Raw genomic sequence first — 18013 nt, 5'->3', positions numbered from 1 at the left:
ATAGAGTTCTAAAATGGGAGGTGAAGGCAAGTGACGGGTATTAATGTCCTTTCGGATATTTTAAAGAGTGGCAGTAAGTCAGATAATGCAGTAATGTCAAAAGGAAATACAACCTCCGGCAGCTGCGATAATGCTGCATCGTTATTTTCTGCTTTGCTCAATGGCAGAATGAATCTGCTCTCAAATTCGAAAGGGCAAAACTCTGCAGCAGATCAAGATTCGGAAAAGGATACTAATGGTAACCCTGGGCACAAGAACCAAGATTCAAATGGTTTGGAGAGTATTCAAGGGTTTGGAAATTTTGCGCTTCCGTTTCTTGCGCAATTGATGCTGCAGAGCGATTTTCCGGCAGGCAAGGAAGCCAATTCCGGAGAAACTTCGAGTCAGGAAATTATTAATTCCTTATCAGCTAATCCGGGATTAGCCAAGATATTAGGTGAAGCGGGCAATCTTGAGATGGCTATGATGAATTTGGTTTCTCTGGCTGAAAATGAAGAGCTTGCATCGACAGGGATGACGACTCAGTCTCTTCAAGGTCAAAACCTCGGAACTGCGGAATTGGATGAATATAGAAAGATAATTGCAGAGCTTCTGGTCTCTCTTTCAGGAACGGTTACGGACAGGACTCCTGGGACATCAGGCCAAGAAACAATCACCAGGCAACAGGAAGCGGCCCGGATTCTCCAAGGCTGGACACAGGCGCAAGATAGTGGAGAAAAGATCAGTGCTTTGCCTAATGTGACAGGGGCTGCTGACAAGGAAACAAATGATATTCTTTTGTCGCTGAGCCAGCTTATACAAGCTTGGTTAAAGACCAAAGAGGATAGCGGAGAAGAAATAAGCGGCCTGGCAAATTCATCAACGACCATAGCTTCAGGAAATGATAAGGGGAATACGCTAGAGCAAAATGCAAAGGCAGCCGACCTTTTGGCAGCCTTTTATTCCAACATGAAAGAAACCGAAGGTGCGAAAGAATCCAAGGGAACCAGAGAAGCGCTGATTAATCGGTTAAAGGATCTAGGGCTTGATTTAGAGGCCATGACTCAAGCTGGCAAGGATAATGCCGCAAAGGTAAATCTTGAGCAGAAATCCGAGGGCATGAGTCTGCGTGAGAGCAAGCCCTTTATCAGTGTTCAAAATTTCGGTAAAGAAGAACTAAGTAAGGATAATTCAGTTAAGAGCATAGACATTACTGGAACAAAAGAGGCTCAAACTCAGCCATCGACTTTTGGATCGGGAGCGATCGCTGGCAATGTGTCATTAGTCGGTGCAGAAGGGAAATTGAGTGCTCTTCCTTTATGGGAACATATCTCTTCAGCAATTCGTGAGCAGGTAATGAACAAGCAGCAGATCTTAAAAGAACTGGATATTCAGCTTCATCCTGCAGAACTGGGCAATATAAAAATTCTCATGCGCTGGGATGGCGGGCAGGTTCACTTACATGTGCATGCTGCCGAAGCTGCCACTGGACAACTTTTACACAATCAGCTCCCTGATTTGCGTCAGAACCTAGTTAGTCAAGGGGTAAACTGCGGCTCACTGCAAATGGGTCTGGGAGGAGAAGGACAGCAGCAGCCTCAGGGTGAGACTCATCAGACTCTCCGGCAAAGTGAAATGCTTGCTAACGAAGATGAGGATCCAATGGCGATACTTGATCTTAACTCTCTCGAACAAGATGAAACCAATCGCTTAAATGTTACTGCATAGGAGGAAGTTATGAGTACAACTATCGATGGGACTTCTAAAACGACTTCAACCACTAGTACGAGCGGAAGTCAATCAATTGTTACAAATGATACACTGGGAAAAGACGATTTTCTGAAATTGCTTGTTACCCAGATGCAAAACCAAGATCCCTTAAACCCCACGGATAACAAGGACTCTATCGCCCAATTGGCTCAGTTCAGCTCCTTAGAACAAATGAACAATATTGCTTCATCGATGAATACTCTGAGCAGTAGTATGACCTTCTTTTCCCAACAGTCGGCTCTTACACAAGGATCTGCAATGATCGGGAAATACGTCAGCGGTGTAGATCTGGATGGTACAACTGCGATAGAAGGGACCGTTGAATCAGTAAAATGGCTCGATGGCGACCCGAAGTTCCAAATTTGCACGGCTGACGGTTCTTTAGTCGATTTAGAAATGGGTCTTATTACATTGGTTAAGAACAATACGGACAGCACGGACGGTACGGATAGTACGGATAGTACGGATAGTACGACGCCAGCCACTGATAAGGCTACAGAGTCCAGCGCAGACACATCTGCACCAGAGGATGAAAGTGTTGCGGAACCGGAATTGGAAACTGTTTAATTACTGTAAAAATAAATCGATAATTTTATATTGACAGATTATAAAGCAGGGAGGACATAAATCTTATGATGCGTTCGTTATACTCCGCAATATCGGGGTTGAAAAATCACCAGGTAAAAATGGATGTCATAGGCAACAATATTGCTAATGTTAATACTGCTGGTTTTAAGAGAAGTCGGGTATCCTTTGCAACTCAGCTAAGCCAAACGTTGAAAGGAGCTTCAGCCCCTACCGGGTCTCAAGGGGGAACGAATGCAACTCAAGTAGGTCTCGGTGTCAGGATCGGTTCAATTGATCAGATTATGACTCAAGGAAGCTCCCAATCCACTGGGAAAGCAACAGACATGATGCTGCAAGGTTCGGGTTTTTTTGTGTTAAACAATAACGGACAGCAAGTTTACACTCGCGCCGGAGGATTTGGTCAGGATGAATTAGGTAATCTGATAGATCCTGCATCAGGAGCAAAGGTTCAAGGCTATAGTTGGGGTGCAGATGATACAACTCCTGTCGTCTGGGGAGCAGCCTCAGATATTAGGTTTAAGTTAGGGGATGTATTGGCAACGGATAGTTTTTATCCGATTCCTGAGGCTACGGCCTCACCTTTAACAATTAATACTGCCCTCTCGGCAAATTACATGTATTCAAGTAGTAGTTTAGTAGGGGCTCAAGATTTGTCGATTGATGGGATGACTAGAGTGAATGGTACTCCGTCATCAGGGCAATTCTCTTTTGACCCGATTCATGGGTTGATAACTTTTGCCTCTGATTGTAACCCAGTGGCTACTCCATTAGATGTTCATTTTGTGGCTCCTTCAGATACTACAGGTACTAGTAATAGTCCTGCCATAGTCGATGCTGCCAGTACAGGTACGGTTATTGTGGCCTACCCTCCCAAGCCAGGAACAATAGTATATAATAATGGAACTATACCTTATTCGTATACCGATTCAGATACTCCGGGCGATGGTCAATATACAGTCAAGGCATTAAGTGGAGGTAATTATCAGATTACTTTTGGAGCAAATGACGTTGGGATTCCAGCTTACACTGATAGCTCGGGTGGTACTGTAGCTGCAGTAAGTCCTGCGGCTACAGTCGCAACAACATCAATAAGTTACGATTTTACAAATAAGGCCCATACCCTTGAAGACTTCAGTATTGATCAAAACGGTGTAATTACCGGTATTTATAGTAATGGGGAAGACTCTGTCACTCACAAAATCGCCCAAATTGCAGTGGCCACCTTTGCCAATGATGCGGGGCTTCAAAATGTGGGCGGCAATTTCTATACAACGACTAATAACTCCGGATTGGCGAGTATTGGCGCTGCTGGTGAAGATGGCCGTGCCAGTATTATTTCCAATAACTTAGAGATGTCTAATGTCGACCTTTCCACTGAGTTTACGGATATGATTGTGACTCAACGCGGATTTCAGGCAAATTCCCGGGTGATCACTGTTTCGGATACTATGCTGGAAGAACTTATTAATCTTAAACGCTAATACTGTTTAAATTGAATTTCTAAGATAGACGGAGGGTCGCCTCATGCGCTTAATAGGAACAGCTGCCTCGGGACTCCGGGCTCAGCAGCTAGAAATGGACACTATTGGAGACAATTTAGCCAATGCCGATACGCCGGGCTTTAAGGCCAATCAGATGGTTTTCGCTGAAGCATTGGCGACAGAGGTGCGTTCCGGAAGAATCAGTGAGGAAAATGCAAATACTGTAGATACTCTAGACGTTGGGGCTGGGGTACTGTACAGTGGTATTAATACAAATCTTCAACAAGGAGTTCTGAAGGAGACGGATCGTTCCTTAGATTTGGGGATTAATGGAGATGGCTATTTTCAAGTTATGACACCCGAGGGGGAACTGGCCTATACCCGGGCCGGGGCTTTACAAATTGATGGATCAGGGCAGCTGGCGGATATGCAGGGGAATATTGTTCAAACCAATGGGTTGATTCCCGCGGGAGCAACAGACGTAGCTATTGCTGAGAATGGTGATATTACCGGGGTCAGCAATGGGGAAAGCATGGTCTTCGGACAGCTTGTTCTGGCAGGATTTCAAAATCCTCAAGGTCTGCAGAGAACTGAGAACAATCTCTTTGTGCCAACAGCTAATTCAGGAGAAGCGCAGGTGGGACAACCAGGCAGCGCCACCGCTGGTAATTTAGTGTTGGGGACCATTCGCAGTAAATCATTAGAGATGTCAAATGTGGATATGGCCACCTCCATGACGGACCTCATTCAGGCCCAAAGGGCTTATCAGGTGAATGCCAGGCTGGTTCAGGACGGAGACCAAATGTGGGGAATTGCTAACGCTTTAAGGAGGTAGTAAAATGTCAGGTTGGCTGGATGGGCCGGTTATGAGTATTTTGCAGAAAGGCCTTACTGCTTCGAGTATGAGGAATCAGGTCTTGTCAAATAACGTAGCCAATATTGATACGCCGAATTTTAAACGCTCGGATGTTGATTTCCAGACGATTTTTGATCAGGCGCTAGGCAGAAAGAGCGAAATTCTGCCATTGAAACTGACGTCTCCCAGGCATATTCCTGGTATTCAAGAAGGCAGCCAATCAGGGATTGTGACAGATAGGTCAACCACCATTCGCAATGATGGCAATAATGTGGATGTTGACCGAGAGATGGCTTTTGTTGCTGAAAACGGTTTGTACTATAATTCTCTTACCACTGCCTTATCTTCACAGCTGGGTTTGCTCAAAATGGTTGTAAAATGATAAATTGCTCCGAAATAATACTGGCAAAGGAGGGGTAAAATGATACGAGGATTATATTCTTCAGCGACAGGCTTGTTAGCAGCTCAAACTCAAAGTGAGGTCATTGGCGATAACGTCGTCAATTTAAAAACCTCTGGTTATAAAGAAGAATCAACCAGTAATATTTCTTTTCCTTCCATGCTTGTTAAGCGTCTGGGAGGAAACCGGCCCTCTGAAGTTGCAGAGATGGGAGAGATGGGGAGAGGTGTGGGAGTCGACCGTCTTTCTATATCAACTATTCAAGGATCTCTGGAAACCACAGATATTAAGACGGATTTGGCATTAACGACGCCGGGATATTTTGTTGTTCAGACTCCGGATGGAGAGCGATATACCCGCAATGGACACTTCCAGCTGGATTCTGAGGGGATGCTGAGAACGACAGATGGTTATGACCTTCAAGGTGAAAATGGTCCCATTGGTCCGCTGAGTTCGGAATTCAGCGTCAGCGCTGACGGCACCATCATGGATCAGGGAAATAGAGTTGACCGCCTGCGCATTGTGGAGGTTCCTGTGGATTCGCTGCAGCGTGAAGGTCAATCCTTATACAGTACTACTGAAGCGGTTCAAGAATCGGCGGGTGCCCAAGTTCAGCAGGGAGCAGTTGAAGCATCCAATGTTGATCTTTCCGGACAAATGGTCAAAATGATGACAGTCATGAAAGCCTATGAGGCCAACCAGAAAGTGATTCAGACCCAGGACGAACTATTAGGAAAGGCCGTTAATGAGGTCGGGAAAATTTAGCGGCATTTGACGCATTGAGCTTAATAGGAGGCTGTTTAAGTGAACATAGCTCAAGTACTTCTCCTGTTTCAACTTCAAAATATTAATAATTCATGGCAGACCGCTCAAGGAAATGATTCTGTTCTGGCCGGTTCTAATAAAAGAGATGACTCCAGCTCGCTTCTGTTTGCGGCTTTGCTCAAGGCTGCTCTGGCAGGAGGCAGTGCATCCCAAGGATTGGATGGACTTTGGCAGAGTATGGCCGGGTCAGAAACGGCGAATAATTATATTGGAACGGAAGCTTGGAAGGCTAAAAGTATTGGAGCGGGTTCTTTAGACCAGATTATCTATTCAATGTCTCAAAAATATGGAGTTGACCCCAACCTGATTCAACAGGTTGTCAAAGCAGAGTCAGGGTTCAATACCAAGGCAACCTCTTCTGTCGGGGCTATGGGTTTGATGCAATTGATGCCGGGCACGGCTGCAACCTATGGGGTAAAGAATCCTTATGACCCGATTGAAAATTTAGATGGCGGAACACATTTTCTTAAGGACCTGCTGGATCGATTTCAGGGGAATATTCCACTGAGTCTGGCAGCTTATAACGCCGGCCCGGGTGCAGTAGACAAATATAACGGGGTACCGCCATATAAGGAGACTCAGGCATATGTTCAAAAGATTATGTCAGGGTTAAACCAAAATGATTGGAAGGCCTAAGGAGAAAGAAGTAACGGGGTAAGAAATGAAAGACTATTATCATTATTTATGGAGTACGACTTGGCCAAACTTGATCGTGCTCTTTTTGATATTCCTTGTTGTTTTTACTAGACTTGGGTGGAAATTTTTTAATACTTGGTGTAATAAGCGTAATTTTTTGGGGTTTTTGTTTTGGATTATTAAAGCCTGCTTTTGGACGGGATTATTAGGGGTGTATTTTGATATTTTCTTATTGTCCCAACCGGACTGGTTTTATAAACCCGGTGTTATCAATGGGTCTGTTCAGGGTATGGCTTATGATTCCGGCACAAGTTCATATCTCCTGGATATTCGCAGCGGTTCGGAACGAGAACAATTTTATATTGATTATCGAATCTATGGGCGTTTGAAAGTTGATGATCAGGTTGAACTCATGTATCTTCCAGTACGACGAGAGGTCATACGTTGTGAGCTTATAAGCGGAAGTAAAGCTGAAGAATGAATTATACAATTGATACATATAATGATATAATTTTTTCACAGAGTGATCATATATTGTGAAAAGACGTTAGGTGACTGACTTTAGTTCAAAATGGACATGACTATTGAAGAATCTGTAATTGTATATATTTCACAGCAAAAGTATTGCTGTAATATGCTATAATGAGGATAGGATTGAATAACTATTAATGTGGATTAATAATCGATGCGGAAAGGAGAGTTGAGATATGCGTGTTCAAAAAGTTAATGAGCATACTATCCGCATCTTTATCTCTTTGACAGAATTGACAGATAGGGATATTACAATGGCTGATCTTTTTCAGCGATCGGCCAAAACGGAACAATTGTTTTGGGAACTCATAGCGCAGGCAAGAGAAGAGGTTGAATTTAATTTAGATCAGCCATTCTGGATTCAGGCAACTGTAGCTACTAATGATGAGTTTGTAATTACCATTATGAAACAGGAAGAACAGGGTGAAGGTTCAGTAAAAGAGAAAACAGGGCGGAAGAGTTCGAAAGGCCGAATAACAGAATTAGTTTATGTATTTGCGGATTTTGAAGATGTTGTTTCAGCTGTTGGACGCTTGCCGGAGTTTGCTCAGCTTCGTTCTAGCCTTTATGAGTTCGAAAACGAATACTATCTCGTACTCAGCCGCATGGGAACTAGTAGGAAAAGGTTCTTGGCTGAGGCCATTCTGGATGAATATGGAGAGATTGTTGGTACTACAGGAGTTTTCCTTTCCGAACATGGAAAAGAAATTATTCCGGAAAAAGCTGTTCAAACCCTTAATGCTGCTTTCAATAAATCAACTTAAAGCTAGACACTCTAAAAGGGAAGCAATTTGCTTCCCTTTCTTGTACTACTCAGAAAATAATTCTAACATGCATACTGCAAGCAGGCTAATACGTGCAAAGACAGTGCTGCAAGAATGTTTAACCCGTTCGAAGACAGTGTCTTCGTTGTCTGAACATGAGCGCATCTATGGCGCAGGCCAGCGGAAGTAAGTCCCTTCTCGGTCAAAAAGGGCCTAACCGCAGGAAAAAATAGCCGGAATCTGGCGCAGACAGTTGTCGCAGACGGTTTTGCCTTTGAATATATGAACTCTCATAGTTTTGCCGCAAAAGATACAAGGAGAGAATTGTTCTTTTGATTGGGCACGGGTCCTAAAGGGAAGAACAACAGCTTGGTGAGCTGTCTGAGAAAGTGGGCAGGCTGTGTCGGTGTTAGACATGGAATACCTCCTTGAAGTACAGAAATTAAGTTCAAAGTTTATGGCTTGATTAAGAATGTAGGTTTCCTATATCATAAGCTAATCTTACTGTCGAAATCCTAAAAAGTGTGCGGGCCAGATTGAGGGAAATTGGTCGATAATAATGGTGGCTGATAAGGAGTGGCAAACTGTGCAACAAGAGATACACAGGCGGTTAAGGGCGCTTCCTGCTGTTCATGAAGTGATTTCACGGTTGGAAGATGACAAAGAATTCGGTCCGTTTATGACGAATGAGAGGTCCTTGCCTCGCGTAACCCGGTGCGTTCGACAGGTTTTACAAAATGCAAGAGAAACCATCAATGAAACAATCACTAATTCTTTTGAAGAGTTTGAAGCCTCCCTTTGGAGCACTCTCCGTAAGGAGATTTTAGAAAAGCTGAAGACTGTGGAAACTAGTCTGCAGCGTGTCATCAATGCCACCGGAGTCGTATTACATACTAATTGTGGAAGGGCACTGTTAGCCCCTGAAGTTGCGCGTTTTGTTGCGGAACATGCGGAAAGGTACAGCAATCTAGAGCTAAATATTAAATCGGGGGAACGAGGTTCCCGCTATGTTCATGTGGAAGAGCTCCTATGTCGTTTGACAGGTGCAGAAGCTGCCATGGTCGTCAATAATAATGCAGCCGCAGTTCTACTGATGATGAATACCTTTGCTCAAGGAAAAGAAGTGATTGTATCACGTGGAGAGCTGGTAGAAGTAGGGGGATCATTTCGCATACCCGAGGTACTAAAAGCCGGAGGAGCTAAACTGGTGGAAGTCGGGGCTACCAATAAAACTTGGCTTAAAGACTATGAAGAGGCTATCGGACCGGAAACAGCAATGTTATTAAAAGTACACTCCAGTAATTACCGGATTGAAGGCTTTACCCATACTGTTTCGGGAGCAGAGTTAGTTGAGCTTGGGGATCGGTGGGGGGTGCCTGTTATGGAAGATTTGGGAAGCGGGAGTTTTTTTGACGGAGCAAGCTTGGGCTTCCCTCCTGAGCCGACGATTAAACAGGCTGTTAGATTCGGGTTGTCTCTGGTATCATTTAGTGGGGATAAGCTCCTTGGCGGTCCTCAGGCCGGTATTATCGTCGGGAAAAAGGTTTTCATCGAAAAGTTAAGGGCTAATCAATTAACTCGTGCGTTGAGAATTGATAAGCTGACCCTCGCGGCTTTGGAAGGAACCCTTCGCCTATACGATAATGAGGCAGTTGAAGAAATTCCTGTTTGGAGGATGCTGTCTGTTTCTCTGGAAACACTCCAAAATTATGCCGCAAAGCTTGTAGAGGCCCTTAAGCCGAATAAGAGAATTACTGCTGAGTTGAAAAAGGATTTCTCACAGGTAGGGGGCGGAGCTTGGCCAACTGTTAAGCTTCCGACTTGGGTGTGCGCCGTTAAACCCAAAAACGGTAACGTCGTTGAATTGGAGAATTTTTTGCGCAGCGGTCCCGTTGCCATTATAACAAGGATTCATAAGGATTGGATATTCATGGATGTGCGTACTTTATTGGGGGGTGACATTGAAGATATCGTCCAAAGGTTAGAGGAATGGAATTAATCACGAAAGGAGAACCGGGAAGAATTGCGGTTTCCAGTCGTGCATGATAAAATATCCCCGTGTATCGGTAAGGTAGCGGGGGGATTGAAATGAGCGATTTAATGAAAACCATTGCTACTTGTTTTGAACAAGTAGCTTTCTTTTTTCCAAGCGGAGATCCCAAAAATCAAGAGAGTTTTCAGCACCGCGCAAATTATTTAGATTTAAGGGAGTATTCAAGAGAGATTTTAGCGGATACCTTGAAGGCTTATCACGAAGATTTAGGGGCTAATTCCGAAACCTTTCAGTTTATTGAGGAGCTAAGGCACAAAGAGACTCTCGTTGTCATTACCGGTCAGCAAGCCGGATTCTTTACCGGGCCATTATATACCTTATATAAAGCCATAACCACAATCCGATTAGCCAAAGAGCAACGAGAAAAGCTGGGCCGTCCAGTTGTGCCTGTATTTTGGATTGCCGGTGAAGATCATGATTGGCAGGAAATTCGTGAGACCTATTTTTTGAATTCTGAGGGAAAACCTATTTCCTGTCAAATACCGGGAGATGGAGGCGGAGAATCTGTCGGTTATCAAAAGGTTCCAGCCTGGGAGACTATTGAAGACCAATTCAAGGAAATACCGGAGAGTGAATTTCGTTCATCGGTTTTAAAGGAGTGCCGTCAAATAACTGAAAGAGCAGAAAACCTTACTCAGTGGTTTGCTCTCACGCTGCAGTACCTTGTCAGCCAATGGGGTTTGATTTTTTTTGATCCTATGATCCCGGAATTTAAGCGTTTAGCAATGCCTATGTATGAACAGATTTTAAAAATGCATGTGGCTGTGCGAAAAGCTTTGGCTGTTCGCACAGAAAAATGGGTTGAGCTTGGCTTCACTCAACAGATACACCCCACAGGCGGTGAAGTAAATCTCTTTTTAGCGATACCTGAACGACGCGCTATTTTATATGATAATGATTACTTTAATTTGCGCGGACAAAAAGAACGATGGGATTTAGATACCCTCAATCAAATGCTGAAGCAAAGGCCGGAACAGTTTTCTCCCAATGTGGTAACCCGGCCTATCATCCAGGAATATCTATTTCCGACCTTAGCCTATGTTCCGGGGCCAGGAGAATTAAATTATTGGGCCCAGCTCGGAGAAGTTTTCACAGTGTTTAATTTTGTTATGCCAATTCTTTATCCACGCTTATCGGCAGTAGTATTAATCCCGTCATGGCGGAAATCCTTACTAAAACAAGAATTGAGTATTGAGGATGTCTTTGAGGGCTTAGAAGAACACAAAAGCCGATGTGTGCGGGAACGGGATAGTCATGATATTGACGAACATTTTGAGAGGCTATATCGTAAAATCAGAGAAGGTTATGCAGAATTGGCGCCCCTGGAAGATATCCATGGGAATGTTCGTGATTGGTTAGTTAAAAATGAAGCTAAAGTAAGTTTTCAAATCAACTACTTAAAAGGAAAAATATGGCAAGCACAACGCAAGCGCTGCAGTGAGGTACTAAGACGTCTGCAAGAGCTTGAAGACGGAATTACTCCCCTTCATTCACGTCAGGAAAGGATTTTAAATCCGCTTACTTTTGTTTGTCAATATGGCAGCAGTTTTGTAGACAACATTGCAGAACTACCTATTGACAAATTTGAAGAACATAAAGTTCTTTTATAGATCTAAAACATATGCATTAAGAGAACTTTATAATTTGAAATTAGATTAATTTAATAAGATTTTTGCGAAATAATAAAGTTGGTTATAATGGTAGGAGATGTTAAACTTAATGGAGTTGGTAATGTGCGTCGTGCGATAAGGTTGATCCTGATGGCGGCTGCCTTAACAATCATCGCCGCAGGCGGATTTGTAGGGTATAAGGTCTTTTATGAGTCGGGACAAATAGTGCTGCCGGATGACCATATAACGGATTTAACCGATAAGGGGATTAAAAACAGAGTCAGTGTCTTGCTAATCGGAGCAGACCAACGCCCTGAACAAACCAAATTCAGTACAGATACCATTATTTTGGCAAGCGTTGATCCGGAAACCCGGCGAGCCAGCTTTCTTTCCATACCTCGGGATACAAGAGTAGAGCTTGCAGGTCATGGTTATTTGAAAATTAATGAGATTGTTGCCTTGACAGATTTGTCTACCCTGCAAAGTACGGTTGAGGAGTTAACAGGAGTTGGCATCGCCGGTTATGTTCAGACGAACTTTCAAGGATTTAAGAAAATTATTGATACATTAGGCGGGATTACCGTCAATGTTGAGAAAAATATGTACTATGAGACAGGTGATGATGAGGACGGGTATATCAATCTGCGGAAAGGCGAGCAACATCTGGATGGTACAAAGGCTTTACAGTATGCTCGATTTCGACACGATGCTTTAGCGGATATTTCCAGAACTGCAAGGCAGCAGGTCGTGCTGAAAGCAGTTGCTAAGGAAATGTTTCAGCTTAGCACAATTCCCAAACTGCCTTTTCTCATTCCTCAGTTAATGGATGCTGTCAACACCAATTTATCTATGAAAGATATACTGGCACTGGCTAAAGTAGCAGTTAAATTTGATAGTTCAAATGTGATATCTCAGACTCTTCCAGGATCCTTTCTGGATTTGGATGGAGTAAGCTATTGGAAGGTAGATCCCAAGGAAGCCAAGGAAGTAGTACAGAACTTATTCCAAGGACAGACGACGGACAAAGTAATCAACCAGGAACCCGTGGATTTGTTAAAACCGGTTATCCCTACCCCCAGTAAGCCTCTGCCACAGGTGCCGGGCAACAGCCAAGATCCTAACGGACAAAAATCTCCGGGATATCAGGTTTTTCAGGAAGAAGTTGAGAAAACTTTATCACCCTAAATAATTTTCTAAGCCGATCTATAACACCAATATTATTGGTTTGTTGTAGATCGGGTTTCTAGTTTCATAGATAAAAGTTTCTTTTCTGTAGTACTCTTTTTGAGTAAAATCTGTGACTATTTAGGACTAAAGACCTATAGGGCATGGGTAAAATTATGGTATTATGGAAAAAAGAAAGAATGGGGTGGTTGGTATCCCAGATACAATAATACAAACTCAGTCAATAGATAATATAAAAGAAGAGTGGGCAAATAAACTGAATATTTTGCCTGAAGACATTGCTCTTGAAGTACTTAATAAACCTGGCTTTTTTTCCCGACAGTGGAAGGTTCGTCTAATTTGGCAGGAGCAAAGCCATAATCCCAACTTAATGCCTAGTCAAGTAATTTGGGATGGAAGCAAATACCTTATCACCCTAGGTGAAGGGGTAAAACAGTTTATACCTTTCTGGGATGTAGGGGAGGTAAAGTTTAAAGGTATTATTCAAGATAAACCTTTTCGGGTAAGTCATGGTGATCAGGTGGAGTTCTATCCTTTGGTTCAGGCTGGGTTTCTGACATGGGAACTGGAGATTCGATTTCAGGGATTGTCTGTTGCAGCCAAAGTTAAGCACGAATTACCTGGGCATTATATTCTTCCAGATAATCTTCCAGTTGAGGAAGAGATTAATCTAGCTCAGTATGTTACTTGGGAGAGCCTGCCGGCTCAAGGTGAGATTTGGGATGAAGCAAAGTTAAATTCTGACTTAGAGCATTTAAACATAGTTCATGGGCGCCGTAAGGAGGCGTGGAAAGAAATAATGGATGTCAAAGGCTCTAAAGAGGTTGTTGTTGCTGAAGCCACTCTTCCGATTCCCCCCGTCCACGCTCGCCTTGAAGATTTTGTTGGGGCGCCACAAGAGATATGTAGTCAAGAAGGGAAAAAAATAGATTTTTTGGCTTCAAAGGTTAAGCTGGTGGAAAAAGGTTCCGTCTTAGCTCGTAAAATTCCCGGCAGGCCTGGAGTTCCTGGAAAAGACGTGTTGGGGAAAGACCTTCCTGCGTCTTCGTTTAAGGATTTTCAATTTCGTGTTAAGAAGAATGTGTCTCTTTCTGCTGACGAGCTGGAAGTTATCTCCGCATGCGCCGGACAACCGATACGTATTGACGAAAGAACCTATATGGTTGAGCATGTTTATGTTCTAAATCAAGATGTGGATATAGCTACCGGAAGTATTGAATTCCCTGGGGATGTTTTCGTGAATGGAAATGTCCAAGATGGGCTGCGAGTTTTTGCACAGGGAAAGATAGAAATTCGGGGATCTGTTTCACATGCAGAGATCAGAGCAGAAAAAGGGGCTCTAATTCATCAGAACCTTTTAGGCGGAAAAATAATCGTTGGGGAGAAATTTGTTGTTCGTTCAGAACTTCTGAGGCTTATTTCTGAGCTTCAAAATCAACTTGGAGTCTGTTTGCGGCACACTGCAGACTTAGCTAAGACATCAAAGGCTGCCAATTTAAAGCCTGGACAATGTCTAAAACTAATAATAGAAAAACAATATGCAGAGCTTCCCAAACTAGCAAATCGATTAGATAAATTTATTTTTGAAAATAAGAATGATGAACTGATCACTGAGGGTTTAATTGTTACTAGTCAAACAGCGAAACGCTTTTTGACGGGTTTAGGTCCTTTGGAAGCACAGTCGATACCTCTTCTTCAGCGAGTGAATCAAGCCTTTGTACAATTTGCAGAAAGTCTGACCCTCGAGATTCCGGATAAACTCAGTCTTGTCGTTAGTTATGCTCAAGGAGCAACTATCGAGTGTGGAGGGGCCTTTGAGTGTCACAAGGGGACCTATAACTCGAATATTCGTGTTGAGGGTGATGTTACAATTGAGGGAGTATGTCGAGGTGGAAAAATTTTTGCAGGAGGAAGGGTCCAAATTCGCGAACTGGGAGGTTCAGAGGTTAGCTCAACTTATGTACAAATTAGCCCGGAAAGCCATCTTTCTGTAAACTACTGCCATGCTAATGTGGTAATCGCGGTGGGAAAAGAAATTATTCAGATAGAAGAACCATATCGCAACTTGGAAATTTATCGGGATCAAGGTCGAGTTCAAATTGAAAAACTCAAGGCCAATCCAATAGATTGAACCTGTCGTTTAGACAGGTTTTTTTTGACTTTGATTGGAATTATCGATACACTTGTGTTATAAAAAAGTGTAATGAGGATTATAGCGGAGGATTAGAGATCTATGAAAACAATGATAGATTTAGAGGAAGCGTTGCAATTAGTCCTTGACCGTATTCAGCCTGTTGATACAGAGTGTGTTGGTATTGCAGACGGATATTTTCGTGTCTTGGCTGAAGATGTGGTATCCCAGATTGCCATGCCTCCTTTTGCACGCTCACCTCTCGATGGGTATGCCTATATTGCTACCGATACGGATCCCCGTCCGCTTCAATTGAAGGTTGTTGCTGAAATTCCGGCAGGAACGTTTTTAGACCGGGTAATTGATATCGGAGAGGCTGTTAAAATTTTTACAGGTGCGCCCATACCTTCCGGCGCTAATTGTGTTGTACGTATGGAAGACACGGAGGCAATTGGTGACAAAGTAAGGATTTTTCGCCCAGTAGCTCCGGGCTCGAATATCGTACATAAAGGGGAAGAAATAAAAGGTGGAGATGTTTTACTGAGACAGGGGTTTTATTTGACACCTCCTGCCGTTGGCTTGCTGGCGGCTGTCGGCTTGAGCGAAATCAAAGTCTACCGCCGTCCTCGGGTAGGACTGCTCTCTTCAGGATCGGAGCTAATGGACGTAGGACAGCCCTTAAATCCGGGAAAGATATATAACAGTAATAGTTATACTTTGAGGGGAATGCTTCAACAGGCTGGTTGTGAGGTTTTAATAATTCCCATTGTCAACGATCAAATTGACGATACTCTTGAAGCGTTAAGAAAGGTTGTCGATGCCGACATCATCATCACTACAGGGGGGGCATCTGTTGGGGATTACGATATCATTCGTGATGCCTTTGCAGAGTATGGGTGTGAAATGTTGTTCTGGAAGCTGAATTTAAAACCTGGAACCCCTGCTTCCGTGGGTCAAAAAGGAAATCAGTTCTTTTTCTCTCTTTCTGGAAATCCGGCGGCAGCTATGGTTACCTTTGAACTCTTGGTTCGTCCGGCACTGCGCAAATTTGCAGGACGAAGAGGTTCAGAAGAAGTGTTTCCCGTCAAAATGGCAAGTGCCTTTAACAAGGGCGGGAAACAACGCCGTTTTTTACGTGCCCGGGCAGTCTTTAAAGATGGGGAAATATGTGCGGATCTTTCCCCTGCCCAGGGATCTGGGATTCTTCGCTCCATGATTGGCAGTCATTTGTTAATTGACGTACCGGCAAATCATGGAGCAGTAGAGGTAGGAGAACTGATGATGGCACGTTGGATCACGGATTGGGAGACTTGAGATGGACATTAAAGGAAAAAGGAACCAAATTCCTGTCATTTCAATTGTCGGGGGAAAGTCCAACTCCGGTAAAACGACCCTCTTGGAAAAACTTATCCGCGAAGCAAAGCAGCGAGGCTGGAGGGTAGCAACTCTCAAACATGACGTTCATGGTTTTGAGATGGACCAGCCGGGCAAAGACACTTGGCGTCATGATCAGGCAGGTGCTGATGTGGTAGCAATCAGCTCTCCGCAAAGGATTGCCGTTCTAGAACGTGTTTCCGAAGATCAGCCTCTTGATGAGGTATTATCTCGTATTCATGGGGTTGATGTTATTTTTACAGAAGGGTACAAGCATGCTGACAAGCCGAAGATAGAAGTCTTTCGTTCGGCTGTACATCAGGAGCTATTCTCTAAACGAGATGAACTTATCGCTATCGCCAGCGATATTCAATTTGATAATGGGATCCCTTGTTTTAACTTGGATGACGCAAAAGGACTTTGTGATCTCATTCAAACAGTATTTAACATAAAAAAGAATGCTTAAGCGAACCCCAGACCCAAAAGTTAGGGCAGCTTTGTCCACAGGAGCGAACCCATTGCATGGAGAGGCGGTTAAGCCCACAAGCGGCTGCGGGGAATGCGGAGCCAGGTTCACTACAGGTATTACCCGGAGGTTTGGCGTAGCTCTCGCAGCCGTGAGTGGGCGAGCCTCGGAATGCTGTGGTGAGCGGATGTGGCGAAGCTGCCCGACCCGAGCGTCCTAAGGAAGCACTTTTTTGAGTAATCGCGTTGCCCCAGGGAGCAGCGGAAATGCTAAAAGGGACGACAGCAGGTTAAAGATGGTATGGGCGTTGGCAACCTGCCGCGAAAGGCTCCCTCCCAGGAAGGTGAGTCCTTTGGCCAGCGGTTCGACAAAAGGGAAGAATAATACCACTCCAAAAACATTCAACAAGACATGAAATAATGCTACACGCTGAGCAGCTCGAGAAGAGGCAAGAGCTGCTATAACTGCTGTAAAACATGTGCCGATATTTGCACCAAAAATAAAGGCCAGTGCGGTAGGAAGGGTTATCCAGCCGTCCGCTGTAAGCAGCATTACTATTCCGGTTGTTGCATTAGATGAATGCAGTAAGGCCGATACAACTGTTCCCGCTATAACCCCCTGGAGATGGTTGTCTCCCAGTTGGCGCAGAAAGTTCTGAATCGATGGCAAATCCACAAGAGGGGCCATCCCTACTTGAAGTAAGCCCAGTGCAAAGAAGAGAACACCCAAGCCGAACACTGATTGGGAAAGAAAACGCCAGCGAGAAGGAATAAAGAGGAATCCCAGAGATCCAAAAACCATAATATAAGGCGTTATTTTATCAAGGGGAAAGGCTAGAAGTTGGGTTGTTAATGTTGTGCCAATATTGCTTCCTAAAATCAGAGCGAAAGCATTGCTAAAGGGAAGGAGTCCCGCATCAACGAAGGAAACGGCCATAACGGTTAAAGCTGTGCTTGATTGAAGTAGGGCTGTGGAAATTGATCCGCTCCAAAACCCGCGCCAAGGAGTAGCAGTCATCCATAGAAGAGCTTGATGGAGGCGATGTCCGGCGAAGGACTGAAGCCCTTGTCTTAGTATTTTCATTCCCCAGAGAAGAAGGCATAATCCTAGTACAAGAATGGCAATAGACAGCGGTTCTCACCTCTTTCTTGCAATCTCAACTTGTACGCTGAAGAATCCTCTTCTCCTAATATATTGAACATGGAAAGTCTCAAGAACTATTAAAGAGACAATACAAATGCCAACAGTCTATTTATGAGCCATAAAGGTGTATGGAAGTAATATAGTTAAATAGCTTAGTGCTGCTTAGGAGTAAAAGCAGCACTTTTGTTTTACCTTTGTGAATCATTCAAAGAAGCATAGCA

Annotated in this window: 18 protein-coding genes; 16 read left to right on the top strand and 2 right to left on the bottom strand. The window is 43.8% G+C overall.

What is annotated here, in order from left to right:
- Window positions 1–30: 30 nt before the first annotated feature.
- The 9 genes from DESOR_RS23405 to DESOR_RS23365 all read left to right on the top strand — a co-directional run bounded on the left by DESOR_RS23405 (window position 31) and on the right by DESOR_RS23365 (window position 7830).
- Window positions 31–1707, top strand: coding sequence for a flagellar hook-length control protein FliK (locus DESOR_RS23405; protein WP_014187074.1), 1677 nt, complete (start codon window positions 31–33; stop codon window positions 1705–1707).
- A gap of 9 nt (window positions 1708–1716) precedes the next feature.
- The gene (locus DESOR_RS23400; protein ID WP_014187073.1) at window positions 1717–2316 is read left to right on the top strand and encodes a flagellar hook capping FlgD N-terminal domain-containing protein; all 600 of its coding nucleotides are present in this window, start codon (window positions 1717–1719) and stop codon (window positions 2314–2316) included.
- Between the two features lie 65 nt (window positions 2317–2381).
- Window positions 2382–3818, top strand: coding sequence for a flagellar hook protein FlgE (locus tag DESOR_RS23395; protein WP_014187072.1), 1437 nt, complete (start codon window positions 2382–2384; stop codon window positions 3816–3818).
- A gap of 43 nt (window positions 3819–3861) precedes the next feature.
- Window positions 3862–4653, top strand: a complete 792-nt coding sequence (locus DESOR_RS23390; RefSeq protein ID WP_014187071.1) for a flagellar hook-basal body protein — start codon at window positions 3862–3864, stop codon at window positions 4651–4653.
- Window positions 4654–4657: 4 nt separating this feature from the next.
- On the top strand, window positions 4658–5056 hold the full coding sequence (flgB, locus tag DESOR_RS23385; protein WP_014187070.1) for a flagellar basal body rod protein FlgB: 399 nt from the start codon (window positions 4658–4660) through the stop codon (window positions 5054–5056).
- 39 nt (window positions 5057–5095) lie between these two features.
- On the top strand, window positions 5096–5839 hold the full coding sequence (locus DESOR_RS23380) for a flagellar hook-basal body protein (RefSeq protein WP_014187069.1): 744 nt from the start codon (window positions 5096–5098) through the stop codon (window positions 5837–5839).
- Window positions 5840–5878: 39 nt separating this feature from the next.
- The gene (locus tag DESOR_RS23375; RefSeq protein WP_014187068.1) at window positions 5879–6535 is read left to right on the top strand and encodes a lytic transglycosylase domain-containing protein; all 657 of its coding nucleotides are present in this window, start codon (window positions 5879–5881) and stop codon (window positions 6533–6535) included.
- A gap of 157 nt (window positions 6536–6692) precedes the next feature.
- The gene (locus DESOR_RS23370) at window positions 6693–7016 is read left to right on the top strand and encodes a hypothetical protein (RefSeq protein WP_242832396.1); all 324 of its coding nucleotides are present in this window, start codon (window positions 6693–6695) and stop codon (window positions 7014–7016) included.
- Window positions 7017–7242: 226 nt separating this feature from the next.
- Window positions 7243–7830, top strand: coding sequence for an adaptor protein MecA (locus DESOR_RS23365; protein ID WP_014187066.1), 588 nt, complete (start codon window positions 7243–7245; stop codon window positions 7828–7830).
- A gap of 213 nt (window positions 7831–8043) precedes the next feature.
- Here DESOR_RS23365 and DESOR_RS23360 read toward each other — a convergent pair whose 3' ends face one another.
- On the bottom strand, window positions 8044–8247 hold the full coding sequence (locus tag DESOR_RS23360) for a hypothetical protein (protein WP_014187065.1): 204 nt from the start codon (window positions 8245–8247) through the stop codon (window positions 8044–8046).
- 169 nt (window positions 8248–8416) lie between these two features.
- On the opposite strand from DESOR_RS23360, the gene selA reads away from it, so the two are divergent.
- The 7 genes from selA (at window position 8417) to DESOR_RS29110 (ending at window position 16869) form a co-directional block, all read left to right on the top strand.
- A complete protein-coding gene (gene selA / locus DESOR_RS23355; RefSeq protein WP_014187064.1) occupies window positions 8417–9829 on the top strand; it encodes an L-seryl-tRNA(Sec) selenium transferase in 1413 nt (470 codons plus the stop codon).
- A gap of 89 nt (window positions 9830–9918) precedes the next feature.
- On the top strand, window positions 9919–11493 hold the full coding sequence (gene bshC / locus DESOR_RS23350) for a bacillithiol biosynthesis cysteine-adding enzyme BshC (protein ID WP_014187063.1): 1575 nt from the start codon (window positions 9919–9921) through the stop codon (window positions 11491–11493).
- 87 nt (window positions 11494–11580) lie between these two features.
- Complete coding sequence (locus DESOR_RS23345) at window positions 11581–12678, top strand: LCP family protein (RefSeq protein WP_014187062.1); 1098 nt, start codon at window positions 11581–11583, stop codon at window positions 12676–12678.
- A gap of 163 nt (window positions 12679–12841) precedes the next feature.
- Window positions 12842–14809 (top strand): flagellar assembly protein A, encoded by a 1968-nt coding sequence (locus DESOR_RS23340; RefSeq protein WP_014187061.1) that lies wholly within the window; start codon window positions 12842–12844, stop codon window positions 14807–14809.
- A 102-nt stretch (window positions 14810–14911) separates the two neighbouring features.
- Window positions 14912–16123: a molybdopterin molybdotransferase MoeA gene (locus DESOR_RS23335; RefSeq protein WP_014187060.1), complete on the top strand. Its 1212-nt coding sequence runs from the start codon at window positions 14912–14914 to the stop codon at window positions 16121–16123.
- Between the two features lies 1 nt (window position 16124).
- On the top strand, window positions 16125–16649 hold the full coding sequence (gene mobB, locus DESOR_RS23330; protein WP_014187059.1) for a molybdopterin-guanine dinucleotide biosynthesis protein B: 525 nt from the start codon (window positions 16125–16127) through the stop codon (window positions 16647–16649).
- Window positions 16642–16869, top strand: a complete 228-nt coding sequence (locus DESOR_RS29110) for a hypothetical protein (protein ID WP_148265316.1) — start codon at window positions 16642–16644, stop codon at window positions 16867–16869. Before mobB ends, DESOR_RS29110 begins: the two co-directional genes overlap by 8 nt.
- On the opposite strand, the gene DESOR_RS23325 is transcribed toward DESOR_RS29110, so the two are convergent.
- Window positions 16866–17780 (bottom strand): Na/Pi cotransporter family protein, encoded by a 915-nt coding sequence (locus DESOR_RS23325; protein WP_081468554.1) that lies wholly within the window; start codon window positions 17778–17780, stop codon window positions 16866–16868. The genes DESOR_RS29110 and DESOR_RS23325 overlap by 4 nt on opposite strands.
- Window positions 17781–18013: the final 233 nt, after the last annotated feature.

Origin of the sequence: Desulfosporosinus orientis DSM 765, from assembly GCF_000235605.1 — a bacterium.
Classification (GTDB): domain Bacteria; phylum Bacillota; class Desulfitobacteriia; order Desulfitobacteriales; family Desulfitobacteriaceae; genus Desulfosporosinus; species Desulfosporosinus orientis.
The sequence above is the reverse complement of the archived record's forward strand: the minus strand, read 5'-3'. Positions and strand labels throughout refer to the sequence as shown.

Bases quoted from the DNA above. Each gene is read 5' to 3' on its own strand.
- DESOR_RS23400 (WP_014187073.1), top strand. From the start codon at position 1,717: ATGAGTACAACTATCGATGGGACTTCTAAAACGACTTCAACCACTAGT.
- DESOR_RS23395 (WP_014187072.1), top strand. From the start codon at position 2,382: ATGATGCGTTCGTTATACTCCGCAATATCGGGGTTGAAAAATCACCAG.
- DESOR_RS23390 (WP_014187071.1), top strand. From the start codon at position 3,862: ATGCGCTTAATAGGAACAGCTGCCTCGGGACTCCGGGCTCAGCAGCTA.
- flgB (WP_014187070.1), top strand. From the start codon at position 4,658: ATGTCAGGTTGGCTGGATGGGCCGGTTATGAGTATTTTGCAGAAAGGC.
- DESOR_RS23380 (WP_014187069.1), top strand. From the start codon at position 5,096: ATGATACGAGGATTATATTCTTCAGCGACAGGCTTGTTAGCAGCTCAA.
- DESOR_RS23365 (WP_014187066.1), top strand. From the start codon at position 7,243: ATGCGTGTTCAAAAAGTTAATGAGCATACTATCCGCATCTTTATCTCT.
- DESOR_RS23360 (WP_014187065.1), bottom strand. From the start codon at position 8,247: ATGTCTAACACCGACACAGCCTGCCCACTTTCTCAGACAGCTCACCAA.
- bshC (WP_014187063.1), top strand. From the start codon at position 9,919: ATGAGCGATTTAATGAAAACCATTGCTACTTGTTTTGAACAAGTAGCT.
- DESOR_RS23345 (WP_014187062.1), top strand. From the start codon at position 11,581: ATGGTAGGAGATGTTAAACTTAATGGAGTTGGTAATGTGCGTCGTGCG.
- DESOR_RS23340 (WP_014187061.1), top strand. From the start codon at position 12,842: ATGGAAAAAAGAAAGAATGGGGTGGTTGGTATCCCAGATACAATAATA.
- DESOR_RS23335 (WP_014187060.1), top strand. From the start codon at position 14,912: ATGAAAACAATGATAGATTTAGAGGAAGCGTTGCAATTAGTCCTTGAC.
- mobB (WP_014187059.1), top strand. From the start codon at position 16,125: ATGGACATTAAAGGAAAAAGGAACCAAATTCCTGTCATTTCAATTGTC.
- DESOR_RS29110 (WP_148265316.1), top strand. From the start codon at position 16,642: ATGCTTAAGCGAACCCCAGACCCAAAAGTTAGGGCAGCTTTGTCCACA.